We start from the raw sequence: 20,924 nt of genomic DNA on the forward strand, positions 1-20,924 counted from the left end.
TCCCGCTCACGTGTCGCTCGGACGACTTCCTTCACCGTCGCTCATACCGTCCGTATCCCGCTCACGATTGAAAACTCTGGCCGACGAACTCGTCGGTCTGGCACGAGTCCACGTCTCGGACGGATAAGCCGCCGGGCGTCGAATCCCTTGGCATACCCCAGCAGACTGTTCTGGTACCTAGCGGCCTGACGTAGAACCGACCCTCGACACGCCCAAGGGCAGGATGTTGGCGTCCGTGGTGCCGTGTCCGCCGACTCCTCAGCACCGGAGCCACTGTGGCGGCGTCCGCCTCGTCGCAGTCTCGGCGTTCATCGCGGTGGGCCGGCGCAGGCCTGCGGTTCGACAGCGGTGATTGGGATGGGGGGAGGACGAGGACGCGCTAAACGCGCTCAGATCGGCCGTTCGACGCGGTGGGGTTGTTCGGGTTCTATCTCTGAGGGAGTGTTATCGCGTTTTGTCGTTGAGGTTGGCAACGTATTTTGTAGTAGCAACTTCCAGTCCGGTTTCTGTGACGAGCACGTATAGCCCAGCGACCTCACTCAGTTGTCAGGTTCGACGGGAATTTCGACGCCGCTGCCTGTCTTGTTGCCGGATCCGTCCGTCTCGACCGCCTCGGCGAGGTCCTCCAGTGCGAGCGCGACATTGCGCTTGTTCGCCTTCCAGAGCGCGTCGACCACAGTACCGACGTAGGGGATGGAGCCACCCGCCACGTCGATGGTGATGTTGGCGAGCATCTCCACGAGCGTCCTGAAGGAGACTCCGAGGTACGCCGATTCGGCGACGATGTACAGGGAGAAGGCGCCGCTCACCACGTCGCCAGCGAACGGGAGTGCTCCCAGAACCGGGTCGATACCGATGCGGACGCCGACCCCGGGGACGCGTACACTCTCGTCGAGTATGTACGCGACTGTCTCCATCCGCTTGAGCGCGGCCTCGTCGACGCTTTCCGGTAGTTCACCGTCGTAGTCGACGTCGAAGCGAGACTCGTAGTTCGCGGGCATAGGGGGTATTCGGGTTAGTGACGGAAAGTCTGTGTGGTGGGCGTCGTCCCTCCTCACGCAGAATCGACCTACAATATCGTCCACCAGCCGAACAGACCAGCGCCGAGGCTCTCCGAAGGAAGTCCTAGCTGTCCGCCCCAGTCGGCGAAGAGTGAGGCCTGCTCGGGGTATTCAGTTCGTCCATAAGAGAAATGCCCGAATTGAGCTTCAGTTTGGGATCTTGAGGGACTTCGTCTTCGTAGACGATCCATTCCGTCCCGGCCTCGACCGCAGCGTCGACCGTTTGCTCGAAATCAATCGCTCCTTCTCCTCCTTTGGCGTCTTCGTATGTACCTAATCGGCCTGTTGGCGCGATATCTCGGAGGTGTATCATTGGAAGCCTATTTTCTACGAGGGAGATTGATTCGATTGGGTCGAATCGACCGGCAGTCACCTCGGCGATATCGATCTCGAACTGGAGATTCGTCGGACTGGTTTCTGAAACAAGCGTCTGAAATCCGGTCCGAGTGCCCGCAGAGCTATCAGTGAGTCGGCTCAGTTCGCGCGAGACGTACGACGTGATGCCCTCAGGAACCGGCGTTACTCCGACCATGGTTTCCATCATCTCGGGCATCAGCACCCAGAATTCGTGACGAGATGTGTGATGAACGAACCGCATATCGCGGGCTGCAAGTTCTTCAGCAACCTCGCCGTACTGCGCTAACAGTGACTGGACGGATGCCCGACTCCGAAACGATGCCATCGATGTGTGGGGGTTGACAAGATGACTAATCCCGACTGTTTCACACTTTTCGAGGAGATCGTTGTCACCGTTTACTGCTCTCTGTATGACGGAGAGATCTGCGTGGCAGGCAACCGGCTCCAGACCCGTGTCGTCGAGCGCGTCGGCGATAGCTTTTGCATTTGTCTCACGAAATCGATTTGCGAATTCGACCCCGTCGTATCCGGCCCGGCTGACGCGTCTGATCAGTTCCGGGAGGGGATCTGACGAATTATTCAGGCTGTATAGCTGAATCGCTGTCGAAAACTGCGTGGACATACTTTGTGAAGAGCGAAGCACAGTATTATTATGAGCAATCTACTCCAGTTTCACACATTGGTTACCGTTATTAGCGTGATATTCTGCAATGGTTGGCCGAGTCAACAAAAGACTCGCTGTATCTCGTGGCTGGAACCTCTTGGGAGAGTGGAGGTGGTGAACATACATGGGAACAATCCGCGATGACTAAGCCACTAACTCCTATTTCACCGACTATACCGATGATCAGGAACTCTTAGTGTTAGTAAATGCATAAGAATACACGATTCGTCTCGGTTCAGTATCAGTTTGAGCGCAGAGATCCGTTGAATATGGTGTGGCATACTATCTGATTTTTGCCCTGTACTCCTGAGTTGGTCGTATGACTGGCCTGCGCCATCCCGAGTCCGCAGGATTTCTCAGTATTCTGGCAAGCCGATCAAGCAATCGCCTAATACACCGTTGGAACGTCCGAAAAGTAACCGCGACTAACTGCTCTGCTGTCACGGCTTCTGGTCGTTTGTTACTCGTCGGCTGGATTCGTCAGGCCAACCGACAAACGCCGCTAAAGGTGCGATTAGAAGACAAACGAAATAATCGCCAGCGCGATGAATATGATGACGAGCCACTTGGCGATCTGCATGCTAATCCCTGCGACACCACTCGCACCGAGAACCCCTGCAACGAGCGCGAGGACCAGAAACAGGATCGCAAGTTCGATGAATCCCCCTCCAGACTGCAGCGGGGGCAACTGTGCTGAAAGTAGGATGGTCAGGAGTGTTTGGATGAATGTCATGATATAACATCACTAGCTCTGGGCGGTAGCTATTGATGCATGGTGTATCATACTAACAAAGAATGGGGTTATCCAACTCCGAGTGATACCCAAATGCAGTTACTGCCGCCTTTTGCGAGAAAAAAGCGGCAGTAGGATAGCGATTCGGAACTGTTGAGGAAAGAATGCAATCTTCCAGACTCCTCGCCATCAAAACGGGATCGAGCAACATTGCTCGGAGTACACAGAAAAACGGTCGCTTCAAGATGGATGCGGGAGGTCGCACAGACACCCACCGGTTAAGCCCCTCCCCCACGTATCATAATTGAATGAACTCCAATCGACACACGGCTTCATCTATTCTCGACAGTACTGATGTCGACGCGCAACAGAACGCCGATCTATCGGCGGATCAGCGACAGCAACTGCTCGACGAAACCAGGGATGTCGCAGACCACGTCGACCGACTACTCCCGGATATCGCCCAGACTGAAGCACGACTTGTCGACGACCTCGGAACGCAAAAGGGAGTTGTCGTTATCAATTCTCCAGTCGGTCCACCGGTCAGCAAGAATATCGGAACACCAGCTAACCCGGATACTGCGCCCTATCTCACTGACGAACAGAAACGTGATATCGCCACTTCCTTCGTTGCGAACGTCGTCGGACAACTGATTGCTGCCGACACCCAGACAGACGGCTGGCCAAGTTCGTAAGTTTCGGCTTCAGGGAGACAGATCTTCGGTGAACTGTCCAGGGATTCGTTTGACAACGCTGGCGGGGAGAGTCGCGACGAGGTACTCCGCCACCGCGACCAGGGGCTTCCTGAGGAACCCGTAGACGAGCGAACTACCGAGAAGAACGATGACGGCCATCTGGAGCCGTCCGGTAAAGAGCACGAACAGCGGCGCGGCAAGCACCGCCGCAAACAGCACATCCTCGGGTGCACCGTCGTAGCGGATCCACCGACGCGGCCGGACCCAGTGGCTTCGGTAGTGGTCGTAGACCGCTCGCTCTGATGTTCCCTTCCAGGGTTTAACTTCGAGACCGCCGCCGAACGCGTCCATGACCGAGTGCAGCGCTGCGGAACTGACAAACGCTCCAACAGCAACGGTAACAGCGGCCGGAGCGAGGACCGCCAGCACGACGAGTGGGGCCGCCCCAAGCGAGTATAGGACCGGAAAGTGGAGTGTCCGCCGATGGTTAGCAGACAGATCGAGATCGGGAAAGATCCCGCCGGCCGCCGCGGCGGTGACGGCCACGGGCAAATACTCCGGTGCGATCAGCCCCGTTACGCTGACGAGCAACATGCCCGCGAGCGCGTGTGTGGTGGCCATCATACTCCCGTATAAGAGAGGAGAGTATATTCGCATTGTGGCCTGAGCAAGCGATCCGGATTACCGACCGATTGTCCCCTGGCGCGTGATCGGTGCCGCGGGATTGATCGAAAACGCGACGAGTGTCGATTGTTCGTTCGCTGTGACGGAAACGGCTTCGTCACCAGTGACAAGCGCGCTCTCGGTATAACCGATCTGTTCGTTGCCGACGGTCACAGCCCCGTCGAAGACGTAACAGTAGGTATCCCAGTCTGGCTGAGAGGGCAGGGTGGCCGTTTCGCCACTGTCAAGTCGGCAATCGTAGAACTGGACATCGTTCCGGACGAACAGTGGAGCATCGCTGTCTTTGGGACCGAACAGGTGGCGCCACTCGTTCGGCGTGGCGTCAGGGATCGGTTCGTGCTGGATGTCAGGATCGAGATCGAGACTGTGCGGCCGGACGAAGATCTGAAGCATCCGAAGCGGTGGATCGTCCGCGAGCGTCTCTTCGGCATGCCAGAAACCGCTACCGGCGTTCATCACCAGCAGATGGTCGGGATCCGTGACCAGTTCGTTGCCCTGGCGGTCGTCGTGGCGCATCACGCCCTCGGGGACCCACGAGATGATCTCCTCGTTGCGGTGCTGATGCATCCGAATCAGCGTCCCCGGATCCATGAACGACTCGACGACCGTCGCAAGCGGCCCGTAGCCGTGGTCCTCGTGGTCCGGCACTGCTCGACCGGGGAAGTTGAGATGAATGCGGAACTGCCCCTGATCCTGCGAGACATCTGTTCGAGAAGCGGGATAGATTCGCGACTGCGTCGGCGTGGGATCAGCCATTACCACGAATACGGGACCAGCAGGGAAATGCGTTCCTCGAGAGATAATGTTTCTATACTTACTATACTCGAGAGATCGAGGCAGAGTCTTCACGAGGCGCTTGGAAACGCTCGGGAAGAAACGCGGCAGATGAGAGAATCGCAGTCGATGCCGGAGACAATTTTGTTTTTATTTGATGACACAACGCATATTTGAGTGGCAGCCGTTCGTTCACGGAATGGGTGACAGTGCAGGGTCCGGGCGTGTCGATGCTCTCCCACCGGGATTAGCTGGACTCGACGAGCCGGTATTTTTGCTGGACGAGACCGGTGTCGTTCGGAACTGCAACGAGCAATCACTGGCAGTGACGGGTCTAGATCGGAGCAACCTGCTCGGGACGGCAGCAGTCACACTCACGGCCGACGCGGACGAGCGATTTGGAGAGGCCGTCGAGCGGGCGACCGAGACTGGCAGTGCGACCGTCAGCGTGACTCTCGAAAACGGGGAGCAGACGGTGCCGCTGGATTGTGCGCTCTCGACGATCCAAGAGACCAATGGAGAGGACTCGGGGATTATCTGCATCGGACACCGACGGCCCCCTTCCGGTGAGGGTCGGCGCGACCGATTGCGGCGGCAAGAGGTAATCGAGACGCTACAGGACGCCACCGAGCAGATTCAGCAGGCCGAAACGGTCGAAGAGGTGGTGAGAGTGGCCGTCGAAGCCACCACGTCGGTGTTCGGCCTTCCGTACGCTGTTTGTTGGTTTCACGACGCCGACCGCGAGCAGTTAGAGCCAGAGTACGCCACAGAGAAAGCTCACGAACAGGGGTTCGTCGGTTCGTTTTCCGCGGGGAGCTACGAGTACGAGGCCTTCTTGGAGGGCCAGCCAACGAGTTACACGCCACGGGAAGTCACAGCAGACAACTCGCTGTCGAATGCAATCTTGCTCCCGCTGGGCGAACATGGGATGATCGGCGTCGGCGGTGAACGAGCGGTCGAGTTCGACGAAACCGTCGTCGACCTGAGTCGGACGCTCGCAGAGCACACGACGACGGCACTCGAACGCGTTACTCGGACCCAACAGCTCCGCGAGGAACAAGCGCTCACCGAGAGCATCTTCGTCGCACTCCCTGACGTATTCTACGCCTTCGACGAGGAGGGACAGTTCTTCCGCTGGAACGACCAGCTATCCAAGGTGACCGGCTACGAAGACGAGGAAATCGCGTCGATGCATCCGGCGGAGTTTTTCCCGCCCGAGGATCGGGAAGCCATCTACACGGCCATCGCCGATGTCTTCCAGAACGACACGACGATAACCATCGAAGCGCGGTTCGAGACGAAAGACGGCGAGCAGATCCCCTACGAGTTCACCGGCGCGAAACTGACCGACGAGACCGGCGAGTCGCTGGGGCTAGTCGGGATCGGACGGAATATCTCCGAGCGCAAGCAGCGCCAGCGACGCTTCGAGGCTGTCTTCAACAATACCTACCAATTCACCGGGCTGATGGAGCCGGACGGAACGCTGATCGAGGCCAACGACACGGCACTGGAGTTTATCGGCCACGACTCTGACCTCGTCATCGGACAGAAAGTCTGGGACGCGCCGTGGTTTACCCATTCACAAGCCGTACAGGACGAGGTGAAAGCAACCGTCGAACAGGCCGCCGGCGGTGAATTCGTGCGGACAGAGGTGACGATACAGGGAGTGGACCGCGAGGCGATTATCGACTTTTCTGTCCGGCCGGTCACCGACGAGCACGGCGACATTACGCTGCTTATTCCGGAGGGGAGAGATATTACGGAACTGAAAGAGCGCGAACGCGAACTCCGACGCGAGCGAGACCATATCCGCCGGACTGAAGCGCAGGCAGATGTCGGTGGATGGGAGGTCGACCTCGAAGCAGAAACGCTGTACTGGACGGATGGGTTGCGTGATCTGTACGACGTATCACCGTCCTTCGAGCCCACGTACGAGGATGCCATCGGCTATTTCCACCCCGAGAGCTGGGAAACCGTTGCGAATGCCCTGGAGGCGTGTCGCGTCGACGGAACTCCCTTCGACATCGAAGCACAGATTCTCACCGCCGCGGGGCGGACCCGTTGGGTACAGATCGAGGGCGAGCGAGTCGAGGACGACGACGCACCAAAACTGCGGGGTGTCGTCCGGGATATCACCGATCGCAAGGAGCGCGAACAGCGACTCATGGTACTCAATCGCGTCCTTCGACACAACCTCCGCAACAAACTCACCGTCGTGACTGGCTACGCCGATCACGTCGGCTCTGCACTCCAGGAACTGGACGTTGCTGCGAAGATCGACCCGTCCGAAGCGAAAGATCGGCTCCGCTCGTTCCCGCTCGAAGACGCACTGGCCAGCGTCAGGGAGATCCAGGCGAGTTCGGACGATCTCACCGAACTCAGTCAGAAAGTAAGGAAGTTCGGCGAGACTATCGAGAAGGTGGACATCACCGACTCGGTGGCCGTTTGGCCGGTCGTGACCGATCTCGGGGCCGGATACGCCGAGGAGTATCCGAACGCGAGTATCGATCTCGACGTGGACGATGTCGAGGTGAAAGGCAACAGGGAGTTTCTCCGCTTGGTGGTTGGCGAACTCGTCGAAAACGCGATTCAGCACAACCACCAGCCCGAGCCAACTGTCGAACTCTGCGTCACGACCGACTCCGAGGAGCGAGTCCGAATCCGCGTCGCCGACGACGGCCCGGGAATCCCCGACATCGAGCGAGAAGTGCTCAGGGAGGGTGAAGAAGAGTCACTGCTTCACGGTAGCGGAATTGGATTGTGGACGGTTCACTGGCTGGTCACCCGCGTCGGCGGAACCGTCTCGATCGAGGATAACGATCCGACCGGAACCGTCGTGACGGTCACCGTCCCGCAGGCCGAACCCGACGATGCTGCTTGAGGGAGAGCCAGTACTCGCTCGGAGTTAGCGTGAGGTCCAGCCGCCGTCAACGGTCAGACAGCTTCCGGTAACGTACGACCCCGCTTCAGAGGCGAGAAAGACTGCGGGAGCTTCGGCGGCTGTTCGACAGTGATGTCTCATCTTGACGCTGCCGGATCTTCCCCAGTTCCCGCCCAGCCGTCTGATTTCGACCAGTTCGACGAGACAGATCGACCTCTGCGACTCGCGTACGTTGGCCGGATCAAGGAAATCAAAGGATTACCCTATTTCTTAGATACAATCACAGAAATGAACAAGCTAGATAGTCATATTTAGATTGACGTGTTCGGTCACTTCTTGGAGGGCGACAAGTCAAAACAAAATTTCTAGTATAGTGTAAATTCGTGCCCGAGGCGAGGTTTCTCGGGAAGCTCGACAACGAAGATGTCATCTGGCGGCTCAGGGAATACGACGTCTTCACATTCCCGACCCACCACTCAGGTGAAAGATCCTCGGGTGTTCTCATCGAAGCATTCGCAGCCAGCTGTCTGACACTCGCCTCGGACTGTAACTATAACGGCCCACTCGTCTCCGATGCCCCCTATTCAAACCACGAAGTGCAACAGCGATTGAGGACGCACTGACGTGGCTGCTTGAACACCCAAAATCGGTCGACGAATTCAAGCGAAACTCTTGAGAGAACGCGATGAACTACAGTATTAGTACCGTGACTAACGAACGGACGACCCATCTCTCGCGGACTGGCTGGTTACGCCGGTTAGTACAAATATCAGGTGTTTTATAAGATAATCTCGACCGTGAGGGCAACCCTGATACCGGGGAGCTATCTCCGGCAGCCGAACCAGCCGCAAACCGGGGTGTGACCTGGCACGACACTCATTCGGATGCTGGTACGACGACCATAGTTAGTACAGTGCTGGGGTAGGACAACATAGAGGCAGAGATCCAGCAGATCGGTGTGAAGATAGATGGATTCAATCACGTCGGCTGAGATCTTATCATGACTAAACCCGGCAATTCCATGATTATTGAGGCGAACAGCTATTCCAATCCAGACATACTTCAGGTTCATTCTCTGCTACTTGCGGACGACGACATCTGTCGGTTCTACAGTTGGCATGATATTTTGTAGACTAAGTTGGTGGCCTGTTCGCCGGAGGTATAGAACGATTCTACCGTCAACCAGACAGGTTTGTCCGACTGCAAATATCGTGGTTCAAAACTATCTGTGTCTTTAGAGTAGTCTTATGAGAATATCGGAACATATCACAATGTGCCAGTTCAAATAAGTATCTACGTCTTTACTTAGTGGATGCGGTTGGAACTTTTTGTGCAATGTCATCAATAGCAGTCGTCGTCCTTGACACTCTCCGGAAAGACTACTTCGACGAGTATTTTGACTGGGTACCGGGACGAAGTTTCGAATCAGCATACTCGACGGCAAACTGGACGGGCCCAGCACACGCCTCTCTATTTACGGGCGAGTATGGGAGCACCGTTGACGTCTCTTCGAAGGCGATCGACCTGGATTGTGACCGACCCGTGCTGGCCGAGATACTCTCGGAAGCAGGCTACACGACAAGGGGCTGGTCAGCAAACCCAAACGCCAGCCAGATACAGAACTTCGACCGCGGGTTCAAAGAGTTTACTGGACCGGCCGACCTGAGATCCGGAGATCTGAACATCCTCGATACGAACGAGTTCGGTGCCAAACACGACAATCTGTCACGGCCGAGGAAGTACACGCGTGCACTAGTCGAGATTATTTTGGGAGAGTACAATACATTCCCCTCGCTGTGGTACGGCTTCAAAAATTTGAGAGGATCACAGTGGCGGCTGATTCCCGATGACGGAGCATCTGTCGTCGTGGATCGAGCGGCCGATATGTCGGTCAACTCTGACGAATTCCTCTTCATCAACCTCGTCGAGGCGCATACACCCTACCATCCACCAGATGGATACCGCGACTTCGACGAACCAGTCGGGATGGGGTTCGGAGACGCGTACACCGGTGTCGACGACCCGACGTTGGTCCGAGAAGCCTACGATAGCGCTGCCCGGTATCTCGGTGACATCTACCGGGACCTATTCGACTCCCTCTCTACGAAGTTCGATTACGTGATCACGCTGTCCGACCACGGAGAACTGCTGGGGGAACACCACAACATGTGGAACCATGTGAGCGGTATCTACCCGGAACTAACACATATCCCACTGGTTATCTCCGGCGACGGGTTTGAAGGAGAAACCGACACAGTAGTCAGTATTCTCGATCTGTACGAGACAATTCTCGAACTCGCAGACGTCGACGGTCCCGTGTCAGACGGGCGCTCGATTGTGCCACCAACCACCGACCACACGCCCTATCTGGCCGAGTACCGCGGGCCGTTCACACACAGTCTCGAACAGGCCAAGGACTACGATTTCGACCTCAAACCGTACGACCGCGATCTGTTCGCGCTGATCGAATCCGACTACTACGGCTACGAGGATTACGATGGCTGGAAAGAGATCGGTGAGCCACAACGAGACGACCCACAGCATTTCCTAGTCGAACTCGTCAGCGAGTACGGACTGAGTTCAATCGAACACAAGTCGGTTGAACTGACTGACAGCGCCGAATCCCGACTGGAGGAACTGGGATACCTCTAAGATGCTATATCAGAATCTGGCTGGCACAACCGCTGTACTTGATACGAGGGGGACTCGAAAAGTACGAACGGCCAAACGGACGGGTCCGGTGGTCGACGCGCAGAATCACACTACCGTTTCTCTCCGACAGTGGTGAATCTCCTCGAACTCCCGGTTTGAGAAACTGCTCAACGACCTGCAATCTGTACCCAATTGGCGTACCCGTCTCTGCCGCCCGGCGCTCCGAGTACGTCGGATTATCAACGTGCTGTTTGGTAAGGTTTCAACACATTTAGGCAAGCCGTCTAAGCGATGCCATATCGACAGACGGCATCTATTTGCCAGTTAATCTGCTAAGATACCATAATGAGAGCGTCTGAGACTATCGTCAGGCTGCGTTCGTCAGTTCGGCTGGAGAGGTTCACTTGCAGGTGAGGACTCGGAAGTCGACTTTTGATCGAGAATCTCTTTGAGCGGATTGCCCTCAATATCCAGTGGCAACTCGACACGCTCCCCTCGGCGGGCAGACTCCCAGCAGGCGAAGACGAGTTCGGTACCTCGCAGCACGTTCGAACCGGCAAGAAGTGGTTCCGTCCCCTCCTGTAGCGAGTTGACGACGTGCTCGATAGCGCGTTCATAGTGGGTCGGTGGTTCCTCGAACTGTTTGTTGATCAGGGGCAGCGTATCGGCCACCTTGTTTACTACAAGTTCGGGTAGAGTGAGGCGTGGGTTAAAGATAGTTTCGTTGTCCGTATCGACTGACTCCCAGCCCCCGTCAGTCCGGACACGAATCTGGGGGCCGTCGTCGGGCTCGATCTCAATCTCGCCATCCTCGCCAACCAGCCGGAGGTAGGCATCGATGAATGTCGGTCGGTTTCCCTCACCAGTCGAGGCAACGCCCTGTGTCCCGTCCTCGTACCCCCACTGTGCGATTGCCTGTACCTCGTTAACCGTGCCGAACCACTCGTTGTTGGGATCTGTATCGATCCCAGCCAGCACCCACTCCGGGGTCGCGCCGTCTGTGATGTAATCACAGAGATCGAACAGGTGTGAGCCGGCGTCGAATAGGTTCACTTCTGACCACTCGACCCGGCGGAGTTCCCCGATCGTGCCCTCGTCGACTATCCGCTTGGCCTCCTGTGCTGGTTTTGCGAGGCGTCGCTGGTGGTCGATTGTTAACTGGACGCCGTGTCGCTCACAGACTTCGACCATCTCTTGACAGTCAGCCCACGTCGTCGCCATCGGCTTCTCACAGTGAATCGCCTGCAGATCGCCCTCGCTGGTGCAGTCGGTCACGATCTCCGCGTGGACTGCCGGAGGAACGCAGACACTGACGATATCGAGATCACACTCCCGCAACAGCTTCTCGTGGTCGGTGTAGACGTGATTGAGATCGAAGTTATCGGCAAACGCCTCGGCATTTTCCTTGACAATGTCCGCACAAGCGATGAGGTTACACTCGTCGAGTCTGATGTAGCCAGGAGCGTGTCGGTACGCCATCGCGTAGCCGTCTCTGTCCCGTTCATCCGGGTCTGCACCTGTTCCAATTATCGCGACATTGTACGTCATTTCCTGGAATTAGTGGCCGTTCATGTCAAAGGTATAAACATCCTACTGCAACGGTGCCGGTGCCTGTTCTGAGTTTGGAAACAAGCGAAACAGCGCCGAAACAGTGCATAGACGCACTCATTCGAGGATGAGGGTCCGTTTCGTGTTCGTGTGATTTTCCACGAACGCGGTTCTCACGCGTCAGCTCGTAGTATCTTGGGGATCAAGAGCCGACGTTGCGGTCTGACTCCCGTTCTGACCGTCGAGCGTCGACCGGTACATATCGGTAACTCGCTGGGCGACACGGTCCCAGCTTTGATCCTGTGCGTACTCATAGTTCGCACGGCCGATGCTGGCGAGATCTGGCTGGTCGTACGCGCGTTCTAGTTCTTGTAAAAGCGCTCTGTCCCGGGTCGGATCGTACAAGAACTCGTTTTCGGGCGGAACTGTCTCTGGGAGACAGCCTATCGCGGGTGTGACAACCGGGAGCCCGAAGCTGAGTCCGGCGTACACCGCCCCAGAGTTCAGTATATCCCTATAGGGGAGAACGAGGACATCCGCCGCATTCATGTAGTACTGCACACGGTCGTCGGGAATGTACTCAAGCACTGTCTCGACGTCGTCCTGCTGGGCGAGTGCAGTGATCTCGGCTTCTAAATCGTCTGTCTTCGGATTGCCGACGATCCACAGCCGGGCGTCCGAGCGGTCGAGGTCGGGAAATGTTTCGAGGAGATCCGGTACCCCCTTGTACTCACGGATGTGCCCGAAAAAGAGGAAGACAAACTCGTCGTCCGGGATTGATAGTTCGTCACGGGCGACCTCCATAGAAACGGTGTTTTCGTACGCGGGGATGTAGTTCCCATCGGGGATGACGTGCATCTTGTCCACGCTGGCTGCAGTGTAATGTGAATCAACAATATCGCCTGCTCGGGTACATTTGACCGTAATCGCATCGGCGACGAGGAAATTCAACTCGTTGACGACGCGTTCGACTCGTGGGTAGATCTTCTCGTGATGACGCTTGTTGTGCACGACACGGACCAGTTTGATCGGGAGCACCGAGACAACGAGGAGATCAAGCAAGAATGTAACCGCGCGCAAAACGGTAAAAATCTTGTTCAGTGCGTCGGAGTCTGAGTTCCGTATCAGGTAGTGTGGATAGGGCCAGTCAATCTGGAGAATGTCCGCATCACGATTGCGCAGGGCTGCCTGTGTCGCCGGAAATACCCGTTTGTTGTCCGGACAGCGCACCTCGGTCCCGGCCCGTTCGAGCCCCTCACTCAGCAGAGTCATGTTCGGGTTACCGGAGAAGACACTGCCGGATAGCAGGAGTGTCGTAAGCGTATCGTTATCAGTCATTGTCTGGTGGAGATGATATTCATCCTTGCGTCGATGATATCAATAGATTCGCAGGATCCGGACTTGAGTATAAAGAGGATACTGTCCAGCAGGGCCAGCGAGGCGACGAGCGACGACAGCAGAGTCGATATCGGATGATACAGGCTGGCACTCCGGTAATAGTTCCTGATCAGCTGTCTGTGTTGCACCACAGTACGAGGCCGGCAGTAATAACGTCATAACAAGGTTTGAGATTTAGTTTTGTCATGACATGGGACGATGTGGTGTATGAATTTCCTACAGTGTTTACAAGAGGTTGATAGCCGATGAGGGATTTACTCCGACGGATACTCGAATGGATCACTCCATCGGGCTCGGTCCTCGAACAAAGTGTTAAAAGTGGGCTCTGGATCAGCGCGATGAAGATCTCATTGCGCTTTTCACAGGTTTTAATGCTCATAATACTAGCCAGACTCTTGCCCCCGGCGGCGTTCGGTCTGGTCGGGATCGCCCTCTTAACTGTGAGTGCGATGCGGCAGTTTACCAAGATCGGCCTGAACGCCGCGTTGATCCAGCACAAAGACGAAAATGTTGACGACTATCTCGATACCACCTGGTGTCTGGAAATCGGTCGTTCGCTGTTGGTATTTGGTGTGCTGTTTCTCGCTGCACCGTACATTGCACAGCTGTTTTCCGAGCCGGAGGCGACCCCAATCGTCCGTGTGTTGGCTCTTGGCCCGCTCCTCAGGGGAGTCCGAAATCCTGGAATCGTCTACTTCCGGAAAGGTCTTGAGTATCACAAAGAGTTTATTTACAAATCTAGCGGTGGCGTCATCCAGTTGATCGTCGGTGTCGGCTACGCACTATACTCTCCGACAGTCTGGGCACTCGTCGCTGCCTCCATCGCGAGACCCACGATCCAGTTGGTACTCTCCTACGTGTTACACGATTACCGACCGTGGCCGAAGGTGGATATCGATGCAGCGAAAGAACTCATAAACTACGGGAAATGGATTACTGGGGCCAATGTCGTCCAGTTTCTGGCCAGTGAGGGTGACGACGCCTTCGTCGGCTGGTTTCTCTCTGCGACCGCGCTCGGATTCTATCAGTATGCATACCGACTGGCCGACCTTCCGCCGAGAGAAGTCTCCGGTGTGATTTCCGAAATCACGTTTCCAGCGTACTCCCAGCTACAGGACAACATGGACGAGTTCCGGGATGCGCTGTTACAGACGACACGGATGCTGGCGTTTGTCGTCTTTCCGATGGCATTCGGTGTCGCACTCGTCGCACCCAGTTTCGTTCCAGTCGTGCTCGGCTCCGAGTGGACACCGATAATTACGACCCTCCAAATTCTCTCAATCTACGGGTTGTTGCACGGGATTACGCGACACGTCGGCTCGGTTTGGAAGACGCTCGACCGACCGAACTACATGCTGTACACCGGCACGTTACGAGTCGCTCTCATCGCAATATTCATCCTGCCAGCGACAACCCGGTGGGGGATCGACGGGACGGCACTCACTGTCACTGCGATTTATATTTTCCCGATGTTGCCGATCGATATCTACCTCACGACCAGGCTCACGGATATGAGAATGCGGCCGTTCTACATGGAGTATCTGTACCCCTTCATCGCGGCTGCAACGATGTTCAGCAGTCTCTGGTACGCTCGGAGCATGATCGATGTCTCTCCACTGGTCGAACTGTTCGTCCTCATCCCGTCTGGTGCGGTAATCTACATCGCCGTCTCGGCGCTTTTGGAAAGACAGTTCGACTGGGGGATCGGACAGATCGTTAGAACGGTCGCGAAAGGGATGCGGTAGCGATCGTCGTACTTGTGTTTACTACAGACTGCTTGTTAGGAGAATTTTAATTACAAGGATCGGCGACAACAGATCTGATGAGATGCAATTCAGACATCAAGTAATCGACGACTCACCGCCCTGTGGACGGCTCGGCATCTGCCAGCCCACAGACCTCACGGGAAACGGTCGGCCGGATGTCATCGTCGGTGGGATGGGTGCGAACAAGCTCCCGATACTGGGAATGAGCGGATTCCCGCTGATCGGACGACTGTTCAAACGGCTCGAAACCAGCATCTTCTGGTACGAAAATCCAGGATGGGAGCGACACGCTCTCTCGAAGTCACACAACCTCTTTGTTTTCGGCAACGCGATGGGTGATGTCACCGGCAACGGTAGTCTCGATCTCTTCGTCGGTCAGGGAATCGGCTCTCACGACATCTACTGGTTCGAACAGCCAGACAGTCCTCGCAAGACGTGGACAAGACACTTGGTCGACTCCGAGTTCAATAAATACCACGACTTGGCCTTCGGTGATGTCGACAACGACGGCCAGATGGAACTCGTCGGCACCTCACAGCGGAGTGAAGTGATCTTTTACTACGACATCCCGGACGATCCACGCCAGTCACCCTGGCCCGAGGAGTGTCGACACATCATCGCTGAAGATACACACGTCGAGGGGCTGAAAATCGTCGATATCGACGGCGACGGTCGCAACGAGTTGATTGCCGGAACGGGGATCTACAGACAGTCACCTGCCACGGCCAGACAGGCGGGGACGAGTCAGATCAAAGCTGACGGCGGCACGATGCAACTCTCCAACGAGTGGCAACGTGAGGAGATTACCTCCGGCTGGGACTGGACGCGTCTGGCTGTCGACGATATCGACGGCGACGACGAACTCGAAGTCGTGGTAACCGAGGGCGACAAGCCGGAACTCGGCGACGGCCCGGCCCGTGTCGGCTGGTTCGACCCACCGGAGTGGGAGCCACACATACTCCGGGACGATCTGTACAATCCACACTCGGTCGAAACCGCCGATTTCAACGGCAACGGTCGGCCGGATCTCTACGTCGCCGAGATGGGCATCGACGAACACGACGACGAGGCACGCCATTTCATCTTCCAGAACCGAGGCGACGGCGAGTTCGAAGAGACGGTCATCGAACAGGGAGTCCCCACTCATGAAGCGAAAGCTGTCGACATGAACGATGACGGCACAGTCGATATCGTCGGCAAATCCTACGAACCCAACGTCCACGTCGATGTGTGGTACAATGAGACAACGTGAGACGGCCCATCGCTTGAATCTATGAATTCGTCTCACGTATCCACTACGACCGACCAGGGCTCCACGTCGGCTGATCCATCAAGACCGCTCGTCAGTGCGCTGGTGACGACGTACAATCGCCCCTCATACCTGGAGCGAGCGGTCCACAGTGTCCTCAATCAAACCTATGACAACATCGAACTCGTGGTTGTTGACGACCACTCGGAGACGCCCGCCAGCGAAACGCTCTCGGAGATCGACCTGAGCGGGCTCGCGGCCGATCAGTGTGTTCGACACGAGGAAAACCAGGGAGCAAACGCTGCGCGAAACACAGGAATAGATGCCGCCTCCGGGGAATACATCGCGTTTCTCGACGACGACGACAGGTGGGTCCCGGAGAAAATCGAACGGCAGGTAGCAGCCTTTCGTGACGGCCCCGACGAACTCGGTGCCGTGTACACGGGGCTGAAAACCGAGCAGGGCGACGGCTTCAACGAGTCGATCCCGCCGGAGATCGACATCGACCTCACGAAAGCGTTGCTCTGTGAGAACGTCGTAGGTTCGCTGTCCGTATTCATGGTTCGGGCGGATCTCGCCGCGAAGGTACGGCTCGACGAGCGGTTCCCTTGCTGGGCGGATCTCGAGTGGTATATCAACCTCTCTCGACACGCCGAATTCGAGCGCATTCCAGATCCGCTCGTCATCTACGAATCGGACTCACATAACCGGTTGACGACCGACATCAAGAAGAAACAGGCCGGTTACGATCTGTTCGTCGAGGAATTCAGTCCGGTTGCAAAGGAGTACGGCAGCCTGTTCTACCGAAAGATGCGCGGCTGGGCCGCCTACCGACTAGGGGCCTCGGCGTACTACAGGGGGTTCTACAGCCGTGCTCGACAGTATCTGACGCTCGCAGTCGTCATGTATCCACTCGAATCATCGTTTTTCATCCTGTTCGTCGCATCGTTGGGTGGCAAGCCAGTCCACAAGACAGTCCGGTACGTCAGGAGTTAGATATCGGGTCGCTGTATCGTTCCAGCGGATCAGGTATCGTTCAGCAGTCGAGCCGTCTCGTCGAGCATGTACTGCTTTCGCATCTTGATCCCGTCGGTCTGTGTCTGCTCGACGTCGGCGTAGTTATCGAAGAGTTCGTCTTTTCATCCTCGAAAGGTACGTTCGACGCCGTTGCGCTCACTATGGCGTTCAACGGGAAAATCAAGGCCGTGCCGAGGGCAGGCATTTTTCAAAGAATACGAGCTATCGATGAGAAACACCATGTCGTCAACGTCGTGTCTCTGTCAGAGTTCAACAAGAAACTATTGTGCAAGAACGCTGTTTGTAGTCAGTTCAAGCTTTGTGCGAAGTAATTCGGTTGAGGTCAATCTGTTGGCTGTAAATCAGCCTTGTGAACCCAGTTAGAAACGGTGGATCGTGCACGTTGAACACCAAGTATTTCGAGAATAGAAACAGTATTAGATAATGATAAGCCAGCAGGATGGAGTTGAATACTGAGCTTCATTAACAGTCGTGGTGTTGCCTCTTACTCCCACAACCTAATGCGAACTGGGCGATTGCACCGCTAAAACGTGGTTTTGAGGGTAAATCATCTTGAAAACACCACGCTTCACTCTTCAATCCTTATCTGAATACCGCGGCGACACCGGACATACTCTTCAAAGCCCGCTTGAGTGCAAACCGGCCGAGGTCGGCGGCCGAGAGCGGGTGATACACTGGCCAATGACCCTAAATACGGATCGGTTCGGCGTCTAGATCCTGTACGCACTTGACAGCTTCCGCAAGCAGGTGCGTGAAATTCAGATAGCTTCGCGCCCGATCGAGGTGAAAATTGTACCTGGCAGCGGACCCAGATCCAGCACCGGTGTCGCAGCTCTCGTTTAGCCACTCGATTGCTGCATCAATATGGTCCGCGACGGAGTGCATATCTGCTATCCCAGAGAACTGCGTCTTCGTCGCAGTCGCTAACGTCTTGAGCCGTATCAACGGGGCTGCTAGTCTGGCGGACATTAGTCCCGTTCGGCTACTGTCAACAAAATAGATATAATTATAAAAATTTCTACCGGTTAAATCGATCATTGACCGCGGATGTTTCGTCTGGCCGAACAGGTGCTCCACTGTTCTGACGGATCATTTTTTGAGTTCGTCTGTTACATGGGCAGGTACCACTCCAGTCAGCAGTGGCAACAGCATTGCTGACGATCTAATTTACACGACGAAAAATTTAATTTTGTTAATCGGAAATCTGGAGATTTTTAGCTACGGCTCACAGTCATCGGCGGTGAGTGGAATCAACGACCAAACCACGACGATATCTGATACAGGCGCTGGTTGGAGGATCCGGTTATTATCGAGTTCGAACAGCGGGCGCTCTATCAGGCAATTGAGAATTATTTTAAGGATCAGGTTCCGTGGGAAGAGACATATCACACCAGTGGATAGAAGACAATTCTGGGGTTGAGTGCCAGTACAAGGACACATTAGCGGTGGAAGACCAGTTATCGAAGGTTGATGATATATACAAATACATACGATCAGATGGACACAAGACTCAGCGAGAACTAACAGAAGTGGAGAGTCCAACGCTGGATACGAAAATATTGTCTTTACTATAACATCATTAGATATATATGTTGGTTGTAAGGAAGGAGCTCTTTTTTTAATTTCAATGGCCGTATAGGCTAACAATCGGAAGATACTGGGATTGGAAAAGGTGCTGTCCCGTGTGTTCGTTCGACACGAGCGATGACAGAAGCGTCGAACCGAGGCAGTCGCTGGAGTGAAAGCTGAACAGGACTGGCTGGATCCCCCGACGTCAAGATGATTGTCTCACACCTGGTGGCGAACAGTAGCTCTAGAAAGAGTGGATAGTTGGTGAGAGATTTACCCACCGGAAATCGGCTCTGTGAATGCTCCGACTTCGTCTCGTGCCGGTGTTTGGTAGACGTTTCGTCCCGGATCTGTTGTTTCTTCCTTGTTGGAAGAGAACGACCCGTTACCCGACAATGAAAGCCCCCCCATTTCGTTGTCACTGTGATAATAGGTGTTGATATACAGATCGGCTTTATAAACGCCTACACCAACGCCGTTACGAGTCTCGACGACAACGAGTTCCCCAGAACCGGAGTTGATCATCTCGACATCGCGAAGAATCCTAACACTTGCATCGAGGGATCTTTTGACCGTCGTATTCCGTACCTCGACATTATCGAAGTCACAGTTGATATTGGTATCGGAACCTGATACTCGAAGGCCAGAATCTATCGAATTTTCGATGAAGATGTCGTTGAATATAATATCCTGCTGTGACGGTGTGTAGTCACCTCTGCTCGCGCTGTGGTTTGACCGCCAGCCGTGGTTCTGATCGTCGACGGAGTGATGATTCTCGACTTCCAGCCGTTCGACGTGATGTTTCCACTTGTTGCCCGCGCGATTGTTTTCGGTGTAGACGTGGGTTAGCCTTGCAGTTCCACGCCGGTGATCGATACCGGTCTCATCACAGTTGACAGCCTTGATCGACTGACCGACGAATCCGGGGTCTACCATCGTGTCAGCCGCAACCGGATTGAATCCGTGTCTACCGTGTCCACGAGAGGTAACACGCCGACAGGTGACGCCTGATTCTCCGAACCGAAGTCCATTCGCTGAACAGTTCTGGACCAAGATATCTTCAAGTACGATATCATGTCCACCGCCTACACCATGGCCCAAAATGACCCCAACGACCGCTTCTTCGCCGCCTTCCCCTGCAGGTTGGTCGCCTTCGGGCCGAGCACCGTCGATAGTGAGATTTTGGAATTTGAGCCCGTCGATGACTTCGTCTGGCTCAATCATGATAATCATGTTATTATTCGTCTCGTCGTATGACCCTGCTTCAACCTGCAGCGTTTGTGCTCCTTCGGCGGGTGTTTCCCCTAAGATCGTTATGTCGTTGAGACCCGAGTCACCACTGAGGTAGATGGCCTCATCGCCATATTCTTCGTTCTCGTCAAAAGAAAGAAGGTAGGATGCATCGGTTTCTGGAAGAAACACCGTCTCACCGGGTTCTGCCGCCTCTATCGCGTCCTGGATTGCCCCGGAATCATCTGTCTTTCCGTCACCTACCGCACCGTACTCTCGGACATCAATGTAATCTGATGGGAGATCGTAGTCGTCGTCATCCGGAACCCCGTCGTCATCCGGAACCCCGTCGTCATCCGGAACCCCGTCATCAGGGTTCTGCTGCAGTTTGCCAATACTTTTATCGAGAGATCCGCCGAAACCGAGCGCTCCAACAGCGACTAGCCCGGTAGCGAGCGTTTCCCGTCGTGTTGGCATGTGTCAGTGAACATTAAGATATCTAAGTATATTAGTGCAATGATCTTACTCTGAGTAGACTGCTTCTAACATCCTAATACGGCCAATGTCGTGGTGATTTCTGTTCACAGACCAAGTGGACTAGGCAGTAAATCCCCCATTCGTTTCG

Annotated in this window: 14 protein-coding genes and 2 pseudogenes; 6 read left to right on the forward strand and 10 right to left on the reverse strand. The window is 55.3% G+C overall.

Translation table 11 applies throughout. The features are described from left to right. Positions 1-539: 539 nt before the first annotated feature. The 3 genes from V8P86_RS18540 to V8P86_RS18550 all read right to left on the reverse strand — a co-directional run bounded on the left by V8P86_RS18540 (position 540) and on the right by V8P86_RS18550 (position 2,815). Positions 540-1,001, reverse strand: coding sequence for a DUF4112 domain-containing protein (locus V8P86_RS18540; protein ID WP_336328779.1), 462 nt, complete (start codon positions 999-1,001; stop codon positions 540-542). Between the two features lie 124 nt (positions 1,002-1,125). Further along, complete coding sequence (locus tag V8P86_RS18545; RefSeq protein WP_336328780.1) at positions 1,126-2,040, reverse strand: sugar phosphate isomerase/epimerase family protein; 915 nt, start codon at positions 2,038-2,040, stop codon at positions 1,126-1,128. A gap of 556 nt (positions 2,041-2,596) precedes the next feature. Continuing rightward, positions 2,597-2,815, reverse strand: a complete 219-nt coding sequence (locus V8P86_RS18550) for a DUF1328 domain-containing protein (protein ID WP_336328781.1) — start codon at positions 2,813-2,815, stop codon at positions 2,597-2,599. 308 nt (positions 2,816-3,123) lie between these two features. On the opposite strand from V8P86_RS18550, the gene V8P86_RS18555 reads away from it, so the two are divergent. Then, positions 3,124-3,510 carry a DUF5811 family protein gene (locus V8P86_RS18555; RefSeq protein WP_336328782.1) on the forward strand — a complete coding sequence of 129 codons (387 nt, stop codon included), beginning with the start codon at positions 3,124-3,126 and terminating at the stop codon, positions 3,508-3,510. A gap of 9 nt (positions 3,511-3,519) precedes the next feature. Here the strand turns inward: V8P86_RS18555 and V8P86_RS18560 are convergent, their stop codons facing one another. Both V8P86_RS18560 and V8P86_RS18565 read right to left on the reverse strand, forming a co-directional pair. Next, the gene (locus tag V8P86_RS18560; protein WP_336328783.1) at positions 3,520-4,131 is read right to left on the reverse strand and encodes a metal-dependent hydrolase; all 612 of its coding nucleotides are present in this window, start codon (positions 4,129-4,131) and stop codon (positions 3,520-3,522) included. Between the two features lie 60 nt (positions 4,132-4,191). Continuing rightward, entirely contained in the window at positions 4,192-4,950 is a 759-nt protein-coding gene (locus V8P86_RS18565; RefSeq protein WP_336328784.1) for a pirin family protein, read from the reverse strand. Positions 4,951-5,167: 217 nt separating this feature from the next. Between V8P86_RS18565 and V8P86_RS18570 the strand changes: the two genes are divergently transcribed. Beyond that, positions 5,168-7,849 (forward strand): PAS domain S-box protein, encoded by a 2,682-nt coding sequence (locus V8P86_RS18570; RefSeq protein ID WP_336328785.1) that lies wholly within the window; start codon positions 5,168-5,170, stop codon positions 7,847-7,849. Between the two features lie 24 nt (positions 7,850-7,873). On the opposite strand, the pseudogene V8P86_RS19040 reads toward V8P86_RS18570, so the two are convergent. Then, a pseudogene (locus V8P86_RS19040) lies at positions 7,874-7,957 on the reverse strand (SDR family NAD(P)-dependent oxidoreductase); the annotation flags it as partial. A 1,227-nt stretch (positions 7,958-9,184) separates the two neighbouring features. Here V8P86_RS19040 and V8P86_RS18575 point away from each other — a divergent pair. Next, on the forward strand, positions 9,185-10,501 hold the full coding sequence (locus tag V8P86_RS18575; protein ID WP_336328786.1) for a sulfatase-like hydrolase/transferase: 1,317 nt from the start codon (positions 9,185-9,187) through the stop codon (positions 10,499-10,501). Positions 10,502-10,882: 381 nt separating this feature from the next. On the opposite strand, the gene V8P86_RS18580 is transcribed toward V8P86_RS18575, so the two are convergent. Further along, entirely contained in the window at positions 10,883-12,049 is a 1,167-nt protein-coding gene (locus V8P86_RS18580; RefSeq protein ID WP_336328787.1) for a Gfo/Idh/MocA family protein, read from the reverse strand. 180 nt (positions 12,050-12,229) lie between these two features. After that, the gene (locus tag V8P86_RS18585) at positions 12,230-13,387 is read right to left on the reverse strand and encodes a glycosyltransferase family 4 protein (RefSeq protein WP_336328788.1); all 1,158 of its coding nucleotides are present in this window, start codon (positions 13,385-13,387) and stop codon (positions 12,230-12,232) included. Between the two features lie 305 nt (positions 13,388-13,692). Between V8P86_RS18585 and V8P86_RS18590 the strand changes: the two genes are divergently transcribed. The 3 genes from V8P86_RS18590 (at position 13,693) to V8P86_RS18600 (ending at position 17,458) form a co-directional block, all read left to right on the forward strand. Beyond that, a complete protein-coding gene (locus tag V8P86_RS18590; RefSeq protein WP_336328789.1) occupies positions 13,693-15,192 on the forward strand; it encodes a lipopolysaccharide biosynthesis protein in 1,500 nt (499 codons plus the stop codon). Positions 15,193-15,274: 82 nt separating this feature from the next. After that, the gene (locus tag V8P86_RS18595; RefSeq protein ID WP_336328790.1) at positions 15,275-16,465 is read left to right on the forward strand and encodes an FG-GAP repeat domain-containing protein; all 1,191 of its coding nucleotides are present in this window, start codon (positions 15,275-15,277) and stop codon (positions 16,463-16,465) included. 102 nt (positions 16,466-16,567) lie between these two features. Further along, on the forward strand, positions 16,568-17,458 hold the full coding sequence (locus V8P86_RS18600) for a glycosyltransferase family 2 protein (protein WP_336328791.1): 891 nt from the start codon (positions 16,568-16,570) through the stop codon (positions 17,456-17,458). Positions 17,459-17,607: 149 nt separating this feature from the next. On the opposite strand, the pseudogene V8P86_RS18605 reads toward V8P86_RS18600, so the two are convergent. Together V8P86_RS18605 and V8P86_RS18610 are read right to left on the reverse strand one after the other, a co-directional pair. After that, positions 17,608-18,016 (reverse strand): annotated as a pseudogene (locus V8P86_RS18605) (transposase domain-containing protein); the annotation flags it as partial. A 1,326-nt stretch (positions 18,017-19,342) separates the two neighbouring features. Beyond that, on the reverse strand, positions 19,343-20,776 hold the full coding sequence (locus tag V8P86_RS18610; RefSeq protein WP_336328792.1) for a glycosyl hydrolase family 28-related protein: 1,434 nt from the start codon (positions 20,774-20,776) through the stop codon (positions 19,343-19,345). Positions 20,777-20,924: the final 148 nt, after the last annotated feature.

The organism is Halovenus anhuiensis, assembly GCF_037080055.1.
Taxonomy (GTDB): Archaea; Halobacteriota; Halobacteria; order Halobacteriales; family Haloarculaceae; genus Halovenus.